Here is a 9,934-nt window from a genome sequence, read left to right on the forward strand (position 1 = left end):
GTTTTTTTTATGAATAAAAAGGAATGAAGTCGAAAAAAATCGAATGAGTTTGTAGTTGACGAAATGAAAAATGGGGAGTAAACTACAAATAACAAACTTTACTTTGCTAATATATTAGCGAACTAAAGTAAAAGAAGGACGGGACAAAAATGAGAGTATTTATGTTTGAGAAACCGCTTGGCATGCGAGATACGTTGCCAGATGTATACAAAACAAAACGAGCGTTGCGGGAAGCGATGATGGCAGAAATGGAAATGTGGGGGTATTCGTTTATTGAAACGCCGACGTTAGAATATGACGAAACGGTTGGAGCTGCTTCTGCCATTTTAGATCAGCAATTATTTAAATTGCTTGATCGGGAAGGACATACGCTCGTGTTGCGCCCAGATATGACCGCGCCCATTGCGCGTTTAGCGGCATCGAAATTATATAAAGAAGGGTGTCCGCTTCGTTTAGCGTATGCAGCAAATGTGTTTCGTGCTCAGCAGCGTGAAGGCGGGAGACCGGCAGAGTTTGAGCAAGTGGGAGTGGAATATATTGGTGATGGTACGATGTATGCTGATGCAGAAGTGATCAGTTTAATGATTTTTGCTTTAAAGCGAGCAGGATTGCGCGACTTTACGGTGACAATCGGACATATTGGTTATGTGGATGCGTTGTTTTTTGATATTTTGCGCCACGAACAACGAGTAGAAACGTTGCGTCGCTTTTTATATGAAAAAAATTATGTTGGTTATCGCGAACACGTCAAATCGTTGCCGCTTTCCTCGATTGATCGTGATCGCCTTTTACGACTCTTAACGCTAAGAGGAGGAGAGGAAGTCGTTGCGGAAGCAAAAGCATTCGCAACAACAGAGGAGGAGCGACGGGCAGTCGAGGAACTAGAGCAATTATGGATGCATGTAAAACAATATGGCGTCACCGACATGGTGAAATTAGACATGAGCTTAGTGAGCCATATGAGTTACTATACTGGCGTTCTTTTTGAAGTGTACGCAAAAAACATTGGGTTTTTACTCGGAAATGGCGGTCGATATGATGAATTGTTAGGAAAATTCCATCGTCCATCGCCTGCGACAGGGTTTAGCGTCCGTTTAGATCGTTTAATGGAGGCGATTGGTGAGCAACACCGTAGAGAAAAGACGACGTGCATTATTTTTAGTCAAGAACGTTTTGCGGAGGCGTATGCGAAAGCTGCGGAAATGAGAAAAAAAGGGGAAAAAGTTGTATTGCAACACGTTGCTGGTGTAGGAGATATGGATCAATTTACTGCATCATTTGACGATGTAGAGTACGTATTAGGGAAACGCGGAAAGGATGAACAATCATGCTGACGGTTGCGATGCCAAAAGGTCGTATTTTTTCAGAGGCGCTTGCTTTGTTAAAACAAGCAGGTTATGACATTCCCGATGATTTGGAACATTCTCGAAAACTAATGATTGACGTGCCAAGTGAGCAACTGCGTTTCATTTTGGCGAAGCCGATGGATGTTGTCACATATGTTGAACATGGAGTTGCTGATGTTGGCATTGCCGGTAAAGATGTGCTCCTTGAAGAAGAGCGCGATGTGTATGAAATGTTAGATTTGCGCATTAGCCCTTGCTATTTGGCGGTGGCAGGACTTCCGAATACGCACGTTCATCCGATTGCGCCAAGGGTGGCGACAAAATATCCAAATATTGCATCGACCTATTTTCGCGAACAAGGGGAGCAAGTAGAAATTATTAAACTAAATGGGTCTGTTGAATTAGCACCGCTTATCGGTTTAGCGGAACGAATTGTCGACATTGTTTCGACAGGGCGAACGTTAAAAGAAAATGGGCTTGTTGAGCTCGAACGAATTGTTGATGTGACATCGCGTTTTATTGTCAATCCAGTGAGTTATCGCATGCAAGATCGGGCGATTGAACGAATGGTTGATCGTTTAACGTACGCGATCGAGAAAGTGGGGGAAAATGATGAAAATTGAACGTGTACAAGGAGTTGTATCGCTTCGACGGACGATTGAAAATGGGACGGAAGAGCAACGACAAGCGGTAAAGCGAATCATTGATGACGTACGCAACAATGGGGATGCGGCGTTAAAAAAGTATACGGAAATGTTTGGCGGCATTTCACCTCATACGCTTGCTGTTACACAAGAAGAAATTGAAGAGGCGTATTGGCTTGTGGATGAAAACATCGTTCAAATTATTCGCGAGGCGGCACAAAACATTCGCGAATATCACGAACGTCAACGTGAGACATCATGGTTTATGACGCGTGACGATGGAACGATTCTCGGACAAAAAGTTACCCCGCTTGATGCAGTCGGGTTGTATGTGCCGGGTGGGACAGCGGCTTATCCGTCTTCGGTGCTTATGAATGTCATCCCTGCACAAGTGGCTGGAGTGAAACGCATCGTCATCGTTTCTCCACCAAATGAACGAGGCACGTTGCCAGCGGCGGTGCTTGTTGCGGCGTGTGAACTCGGTGTGCAAGAAATATATAAAGTAGGCGGTGCTCAAGCGATCGCTGCATTAGCATACGGTACGGAAACGATCGAGCCGGTCGATAAAATTTTTGGGCCTGGAAACATTTACGTCGCACTTGCCAAAAGGGAAGTGTTCGGTCAAGTCGATATTGATATGATTGCGGGACCGAGTGAAATTGTCGTGCTCGCTGATGAAACAGCCAAACCGAACGAAATTGCCGCCGATTTATTATCGCAAGCAGAACATGATGAGCGGGCGGTAAGTATATTGGTGACACCGTCTTTACAACTCGCTTTAAAAGTAGAGGAAGAGGTGGAAAAACAGCTTGTTACCCTTCCAAGAAAAGAAATTGCCCAAAAAGCGATCAATGAATATGGCGCCATTTACGTAACTGATACGATGAAACAGGCGATTGATGTCGTGAACGAATTAGCGCCTGAACATTTAGAAGTGATGACGGCAGAGCCGTTTGAAATATTAGGTGACATTCGACATGCAGGAGCGATCTTTTTAGGCCCGTACAGTTCTGAACCGGTAGGAGATTATTTTGCAGGAACGAATCATGTGTTGCCGACAAATGGGACCGCTCGTTTTTCGTCTGGGCTAACAGTTGAGGCATTTATGAAAAAATCAAGCATCATTTTTTATAGCGAGCAAGCTTGGCAACAACATGCGACAAAAATTGCGGCGTTTGCACGACTAGAAGGGCTTGAAGCACATGCACGAGCAGTAGAGGAACGGTTAAAAAGGGGAGGAAAATAATGCGAACAGCAACCATTCAACGAGCGACAAGTGAAACACAAATTGAGCTTACGTTTGCGGTGGACGGAGAAGGAAAAGCGGAGTTGGAAACAGGTGTGCCGTTTTTAACACATATGCTTGATTTATTCACCAAGCATGGGCATTTTAATTTGTCCGTTCACGCCAAAGGGGATACACATATTGACGACCATCATACGACAGAAGATATCGGCATTTGTTTAGGACAAGCAATTCGCCAAGCACTTGGTGATAAAAAAGGAATTAGACGATACGGAAATGCGTTCGTTCCGATGGATGATGCGCTTGCGCAAGTCGTCATCGATGTGAGCAATCGCCCGCATCTTGAGTTTCGTGGGGAGTTTCCGAGCCAAAAAGTAGGGACGTTTGATGTCGAGCTCGTACATGAATTTTTATGGAAATTAGCATTAGAAGCGCGAATGAATGTGCATGTCATCGTTCATTATGGGCGCAATACACATCATATGATTGAGGCGGTGTTTAAAGCACTTGCGCGTGCACTTGATGAGGCAACAATGATCGATCCACGCGTCAAATCTGTACCGTCAACGAAGGGAATGTTGTAAATGATCGGCATTATTGATTATGGCATGGGCAATTTATATAGCGTCAGCAAAGCGTTAGAACGGTTAAACGTCCCGTATATTGTTGAAAGCGATCAAAACAAGTTGAGTCAAGCAGATGGTTTCATTTTGCCTGGTGTTGGTTCATTTAAAGATGCGATGCACATGTTAACGGAAACGAAGCTGGACTCGTTTATCCACGAACAAGTTGCAGCAGGAAAGCCGCTTCTTGGCATTTGTTTAGGCATGCAGTTGTTGTTTGAAGAAAGCGAAGAAAACGGTTTGACGGCTGGGCTAAAGTTGCTCCCGGGTCGTGTCGTTCGCTTTACGGGCATGACAAAAGAAGGAAAACGATATAAAGTGCCGCATATGGGATGGAACGAGCTTGCTTTCCATCAATCGTCTCCGCTTTTTGATGGCGTTGAACGAGGGCATGTATATTTTGTTCACTCGTATTATGTACAAACAGATGATCGAACCGTTTTGCTAGCAAGTGCGCAATATGATGTAGAAGTTCCTGCGGTCGTTGGACGCGGGAAGATATTCGGGACACAATTTCATCCGGAGAAAAGTGGGGCACTCGGCATACGTCTATTGCAAAATTATGCAAGGCTTGTAGAAAGGGAGAGAAACTAATGTTTACGATTTATCCAGCCATCGACATGCGTGACGGAAAATGTGTTCGTCTCGTGCAAGGAGACTATAACAAAGAAACGGTATATGGACATTCGCCAGTCGAAATGGCGCGTTCGTTTGTCTCACAAGGGGCGACATGGATTCATATGGTCGATTTAGACGGGGCGAAAGAAGGAAGACGGGTGAATGATGCATTCGTCGTCGAAGTGGCACAAACGCTTGCGGTGAACGTTCAAATTGGCGGTGGTATTCGTACAGAAGAAGACGTGGCATATTACTTAGAACAAGGTGTATCGCGCGTCATTTTAGGAAGTGCTGCGATTTCGAATCCTTCGTTTGTGAAAGCGATGCTTCGCGCGTATGGTGAACGCATTGTCATCGGTATTGATGCAAAAAACGGATTTGTTGCGACAGAAGGATGGACACATACGTCGACGATCGAAGCGGTTGAACTCGGGAGACAGCTTGCGGACGCTGGAGCAGAAACGTTTATTTTTACCGATATTGCGACAGACGGGATGTTATCCGGTCCAAATATTGAGGCGGTTGTTCGCCTAGCTCAGGCGACGAACAAACGTGTTATTGCTTCTGGCGGCATTCGCTCGCTCGATGATTTACACGCCTTAAAGCAATTCGAAAATGAAGGAGTGGCTGGAGCGATTGTTGGTAAAGCGTTATATACAGGGCAGTTTACTGTTGCTGAAGCGTTAAAGGCGGTGGAACAATGATTACAAAACGCATTATTCCTTGTTTAGACGTGAAAGATGGTCGTGTTGTCAAGGGGGTGCAATTTGTTTCGTTGCGCGATGCGGGTGATCCGGTTGAGCTCGCGCGTGCATATGATGAACAAGGAGCTGACGAGCTTGTTTTTTTAGATATTTCAGCGTCACATGAAGGACGAAAAACAATGGTACACGTCGTTCAGCGTGTCGCTGCACAGCTGGCCATTCCGTTTACGGTCGGGGGCGGAATTAGCACATTAGAAGATATGAAAACGATTTTGCGTGCGGGAGCGGACAAAGTGTCGGTTAATACGGCTGCGTTATTACGCCCAGAGTTGATTACAGAAGGAGCGAATTTTTTTGGTTCGCAATGTATCGTCGTGGCGATTGATGCTAAATATGATGAAACGATGCAATCGTGGCGCGTGTATACGCATGGCGGTCGCCGTCCAACGAATTGGGAAGTTGTTGCATGGGCGAAAGAGGCTGTCAAACGTGGAGCAGGAGAAATTTTATTAACGAGCATGGATCGTGACGGTGGAAAAGACGGTTTTGATTTGGCGTTGACGAAACGAGTAAGTGAAGCTGTTTCTGTTCCTGTTATTGCATCAGGAGGGGCTGGGTGCGCCCAACATTTTGTTGATGTGTTTCAAACCGCTCAAGCAGATGCCGCATTAGCCGCCTCGATTTTTCATTATAAAGAAACGTCCGTCCAGCAAGTGAAACAGTACGTGCGTGAACAGGGGGTAAACGTCCGATGAATATTCAATTTAATGAACAAGGACTTGTGCCGGCGATCGTCCAAGATGCACACAGTAAAGAAGTGTTGACGTTAGCGTATATGAACGAGCAATCGTTGCAAAAGACGTTAGAAACGAAAGAAACATGGTTTTATAGCCGCTCGCGGCAACAGTTATGGCATAAAGGAGAAACGTCCGGAAACGTACAAAAAGTTGTTGATATTCGTTATGACTGTGATGCGGATGCCCTTCTTATACTCGTTGAGCCGAAAGGACCGGCATGCCACACAGGGGAATACTCTTGTTTTCATCATCGGTTAAACGATGAAAAGCCAGTTGCTACGCCGAATCGTTTCGCGATTTTAAACGTGTTAGAGTCGCTTATTGCGGAACGTGAGGCAAAACGTCCTGAAGGGTCGTATACAACATATTTATTTGAAAAGGGAATTGATAAGATCGCAAAAAAAGTTGGGGAGGAAGCGGCAGAAGTCATTATTGCAGCTAAAAACCGCTCAAAAGAAGAACTACGATGGGAAGCGGCAGATTTATTATATCATTTACTCGTTTTGTTGCGTGAACAGCGTGTGTCGCTCGATGATGTGCTTTCCGTATTAGCGGAGCGTCATCGGTAACGCTTTTTTCTCCATCCATGTTGTTCTGAAGCGAAAATGTGGTATACTTTCTTTCGGTGAAAGAAATCAACATGGAGGGTTCGATGAAAAAACATTTGCAAAAACGTGTCGGGAAAGTCATTCCGTTTATTCAAGACGGTACGTACTTTTTTAATAAAGGTGTCACATATTATCGTCGTCGCGATTTACGTAAAGCGAAAGCGTATTTGCAACGGGCGGTGCAACTGGAGCCAGAACAAAGCACATTTGCGTGCCAATTGGCGATTGTATTGTCAGAATTGGGGGAATATGCGCAATCGAACGAATGGTTATTACGCATTATTGAACAAGACGACGATTTAGCGGAATGTTTTTACTTTTTAGCGAACAACTATGCTCATTTAGGGTTGTTTGGTGAGGCGACGAAATATGCGGAGCAGTATATGGAACGCGAACCGGATGGAGAGTTTGCGGAGTATACGCTCGATTTATTAGATATTTTAACGATTGAACAAGATGACGAGTGGCTGAATTATGATGATATGTTAATGAAGCAAGAACAGGCTCGTACGCTGCTTGAAAAAGGCGAGTTTCAAGAAGCGATTGTTTTGTTTGAAGAAATGATTAAAGAGCATCCAGAACATTGGGCGGCTTACAACAATTTAGCGCTCGCTTATTTTTATCAAGGGAATGTCGGGAAAGCGAAACAAACGATCGAATACATTTTAAAGCAAAATCCAGGTAATTTACATGCTCTTTGCAATGATGCGGTGTTTTCGTATTATTTACAAGAACAAGAGCGACTATTTTCACTTATTCAGTCGTTACAACGCGTACATCCGATTTCATTTGAGCATCGCTATAAGCTTGGGGTGACGTTTGCAATTGTCGGACGCTATGATTTAGCGTTTCAATGGTTGCGACAGTTACAACGCCGCGGTTTTGAAGGGGATGCACCGTTTTATTATTGGTACGCATATGCTGCATATCATATGGGATATCGCATGCTAGCGGAGTCGATGTGGAAAAAGTTCATTGCGCTTCACCCAGATAAAAAAGGAAGCGAGCCGTGGCGTTATCGTGAACAGACGATTGAACACATTCAGTCATTATTTGCAAAACAAGATATTGCTTCTTCATTGTATGCGTTATATTTAATAGGCAAATCGTTTATAGCAAGCGATTGTCCGTTTCCAAAACAATCATGGTCTCATCCGTTTTTGCAGGAATGGAGCGACTACGTATACGGATATGAACATGAACCATCCGCGCATGTTGTCGATGCGCATCGCATCGTGACGTTGCTTATTCAACATAACGGGTTTGAATACGAGCCTTTATATATTGCTTGGTTTTCTTTTTTTATCGAGGCAATAAAGGAAATCGATTCGTTTTCTAATCACGAAGGATGGGCAGCGGCGTTTGAATATATGTTTCGTAAACGTCGTGGTGAGCGTGTGACACAGCGAATGCTTGCAGAACGTTATGGGGTGTCAGTAGCAACGATCGGAAAGTATGTGAAAGTTATGAAACAGAAGTGGCACGAATGAGCAAGTTAATAGACCCTTTTGTTTTGTTGTATTACGATAGAAATATGGAAACGATAAAATGGAGAGTCATGCATAAAGAAAGGGTGGAAGAAACGTGTCACAAGAAAATATTTATGACGTCATTATTATTGGCGCAGGTCCAGCAGGGATGACGGCAGCGGTGTACACATCGCGAGCGAACTTATCGACGCTTATGCTTGAACGCGGGGTTCCTGGCGGTCAAATGGCAAATACAGAGGAAGTAGAGAACTATCCAGGGTATGAACATATTCTTGGGCCAGAGCTCGCGACGAAGATGTTTGAACATGCGAAAAAATTTGGTGCTGAATATGCGTACGGTGATGTAAAAGAAGTGATTGACGGCGAGGCGTATAAGACGGTTGTCACAAGCAATCAACAATACAAAGCTCGTGCCGTTATTATTGCGACAGGTGCAGAGTATAAAAAGCTTGGCGTTCCTGGTGAAAAAGAATTGGGGGGACGCGGCGTTTCGTATTGTGCGGTATGTGACGGAGCGTTTTTTAAAGGCAAAGAGCTTGTCGTTGTCGGTGGAGGGGATTCAGCCGTTGAAGAAGGTGTGTATTTAACACGTTTTGCAAGTAAAGTGACGATCGTTCACCGTCGCGACCAGTTGCGTGCGCAAAAAATTTTACAGCAACGAGCGTTTGCGAATGAGAAGGTTGATTTTATTTGGAATCATACAGTCAAGCAAATTAACGAAAAAGATGGTCGTGTCGGCAGCGTGACGCTCGTTCATACACAAACAGGGGAAGAGCGTGAGTTCCCGTGTGATGGCGTGTTTATTTACATCGGTATGGTGCCGCTAACAAAGCCGTTTGCTTCACTTGGCATTACGAACGAAAACGGCTATATTGAAACGAACGAATTAATGGAAACGAAAGTGCCTGGCATTTTTGCAGCAGGGGATGTGCGTGAAAAGTCGCTTCGTCAAATTGTTACCGCAACAGGTGACGGAAGTATTGCGGCACAAAGCGCCCAACATTACGTAGAAGAATTAAAGGAAAAGCTTAACATTCAGTAATGAAAACGTAATGTGGCTTTAATTGAACTGTAACACGCTTGAAACAATAAAAGAGTATGATAAAAGTAAGTAATTGACCCCCTTTTTATATATACTTGTTGGCACGGGCTTTCGTCCCGTGCTTTCTTTTTGTTACGGTTATGAAAACGTTTTAAAATTTATACTTTGTGACCGTTTGTAAGAAATAGTATAATGAAAAAAAACATAGTCAGTATTGAGGTGAACGGACGTTGCAACGAGTGACGAACTGTGTATTAGTGAAAGACGGACACGTTCTTTTGTTAAAGAAACCTCGGCGCGGTTGGTGGGTAGCGCCGGGAGGGAAAATGGAACAAGGAGAATCAGTACGGGAAGCTTGTGTGCGAGAATATCGTGAAGAAACAGGTATTTATTTGAAAAACCCCAAATTAAAAGGGGTATTTACGTTTGTCATGAAGCGAGGAGAAGAAGTCGTTTCTGAATGGATGATGTTTACGTTTTTTGCGGAACATTTTGATGGCGAAAACGTAGTACAATGTGAAGAAGGGGAGCTCGCTTGGCATCCAATTGAACAGATTCCAACGTTGTCGATGGCGCCGGGCGATTATCATATTATTGATTATGTCATTAAAGGAACGGGAATGATGTACGGCACGTTTACGTATACAGAGGAATTTGAATTGTTATCGTACCGACTAGATCCGAGTTGAAGAAAGGGGCTTTTGACTGTTCATGATAAATGTATAAATATTTATAAAAATTTTATAAAAATCTGATGATCATTTTATGTGAAAAAAGTCAAAAAGGGGCTGGGAGAAGATGATTCGCACGTACAAA

The 9,934-nt window shown here is 44.0% G+C and carries 11 protein-coding genes; all 11 read left to right on the forward strand.

Annotated features, from left to right (window positions below):
* Positions 1-149: 149 nt before the first annotated feature.
* Complete coding sequence (locus BO219_RS07340; protein ID WP_077429051.1) at positions 150-1,334, forward strand: ATP phosphoribosyltransferase regulatory subunit; 1,185 nt, start codon at positions 150-152, stop codon at positions 1,332-1,334.
* Positions 1,328-1,969: an ATP phosphoribosyltransferase gene (hisG, locus tag BO219_RS07345; RefSeq protein WP_012576030.1), complete on the forward strand. Its 642-nt coding sequence runs from the start codon at positions 1,328-1,330 to the stop codon at positions 1,967-1,969. Before BO219_RS07340 ends, hisG begins: the two co-directional genes overlap by 7 nt.
* On the forward strand, positions 1,959-3,236 hold the full coding sequence (gene hisD, locus BO219_RS07350) for a histidinol dehydrogenase (protein WP_077429052.1): 1,278 nt from the start codon (positions 1,959-1,961) through the stop codon (positions 3,234-3,236). The genes hisG and hisD overlap by 11 nt, the downstream gene beginning before the upstream one ends.
* Complete coding sequence (gene hisB / locus BO219_RS07355; RefSeq protein WP_035019912.1) at positions 3,233-3,820, forward strand: imidazoleglycerol-phosphate dehydratase HisB; 588 nt, start codon at positions 3,233-3,235, stop codon at positions 3,818-3,820. The genes hisD and hisB overlap by 4 nt, the downstream gene beginning before the upstream one ends.
* Positions 3,821-4,453 carry an imidazole glycerol phosphate synthase subunit HisH gene (gene hisH / locus BO219_RS07360; protein ID WP_077429053.1) on the forward strand — a complete coding sequence of 211 codons (633 nt, stop codon included), beginning with the start codon at positions 3,821-3,823 and terminating at the stop codon, positions 4,451-4,453.
* Entirely contained in the window at positions 4,453-5,181 is a 729-nt protein-coding gene (gene hisA / locus BO219_RS07365) for a 1-(5-phosphoribosyl)-5-[(5-phosphoribosylamino)methylideneamino]imidazole-4-carboxamide isomerase (protein WP_077429054.1), read from the forward strand. Before hisH ends, hisA begins: the two co-directional genes overlap by 1 nt.
* Positions 5,178-5,936, forward strand: coding sequence for an imidazole glycerol phosphate synthase subunit HisF (hisF, locus tag BO219_RS07370; RefSeq protein ID WP_006320176.1), 759 nt, complete (start codon positions 5,178-5,180; stop codon positions 5,934-5,936). Before hisA ends, hisF begins: the two co-directional genes overlap by 4 nt.
* Positions 5,933-6,547 (forward strand): bifunctional phosphoribosyl-AMP cyclohydrolase/phosphoribosyl-ATP diphosphatase HisIE, encoded by a 615-nt coding sequence (gene hisIE / locus BO219_RS07375; RefSeq protein WP_077429055.1) that lies wholly within the window; start codon positions 5,933-5,935, stop codon positions 6,545-6,547. Before hisF ends, hisIE begins: the two co-directional genes overlap by 4 nt.
* Positions 6,548-6,630: 83 nt before the next feature.
* Entirely contained in the window at positions 6,631-8,076 is a 1,446-nt protein-coding gene (locus BO219_RS07380; protein WP_077429056.1) for a tetratricopeptide repeat protein, read from the forward strand.
* A 94-nt stretch (positions 8,077-8,170) separates the two neighbouring features.
* On the forward strand, positions 8,171-9,118 hold the full coding sequence (trxB, locus tag BO219_RS07385; RefSeq protein WP_006320194.1) for a thioredoxin-disulfide reductase: 948 nt from the start codon (positions 8,171-8,173) through the stop codon (positions 9,116-9,118).
* A gap of 230 nt (positions 9,119-9,348) precedes the next feature.
* Complete coding sequence (locus BO219_RS07390) at positions 9,349-9,807, forward strand: NUDIX hydrolase (RefSeq protein ID WP_077429057.1); 459 nt, start codon at positions 9,349-9,351, stop codon at positions 9,805-9,807.
* The last annotated feature ends 127 nt before the right edge of the window (positions 9,808-9,934 follow it).

The sequence above is a fragment of the Anoxybacillus kestanbolensis genome (assembly GCF_001996285.1).
Taxonomy (GTDB): Bacteria; Bacillota; Bacilli; order Bacillales; family Anoxybacillaceae; genus Anoxybacillus; species Anoxybacillus kestanbolensis_A.

What these genes read in the sequence shown, in the direction of transcription:
- BO219_RS07340 (WP_077429051.1), top strand. Translation starts at nt 150, where the DNA reads ATGAGAGTATTTATGTTTGAGAAACCGCTTGGCATGCGAGATACGTTG.
- hisG (WP_012576030.1), top strand. Translation starts at nt 1,328, where the DNA reads ATGCTGACGGTTGCGATGCCAAAAGGTCGTATTTTTTCAGAGGCGCTT.
- hisD (WP_077429052.1), top strand. Translation starts at nt 1,959, where the DNA reads ATGAAAATTGAACGTGTACAAGGAGTTGTATCGCTTCGACGGACGATT.
- hisH (WP_077429053.1), top strand. Translation starts at nt 3,821, where the DNA reads ATGATCGGCATTATTGATTATGGCATGGGCAATTTATATAGCGTCAGC.
- hisA (WP_077429054.1), top strand. Translation starts at nt 4,453, where the DNA reads ATGTTTACGATTTATCCAGCCATCGACATGCGTGACGGAAAATGTGTT.
- hisF (WP_006320176.1), top strand. Translation starts at nt 5,178, where the DNA reads ATGATTACAAAACGCATTATTCCTTGTTTAGACGTGAAAGATGGTCGT.
- hisIE (WP_077429055.1), top strand. Translation starts at nt 5,933, where the DNA reads ATGAATATTCAATTTAATGAACAAGGACTTGTGCCGGCGATCGTCCAA.
- BO219_RS07380 (WP_077429056.1), top strand. Translation starts at nt 6,631, where the DNA reads ATGAAAAAACATTTGCAAAAACGTGTCGGGAAAGTCATTCCGTTTATT.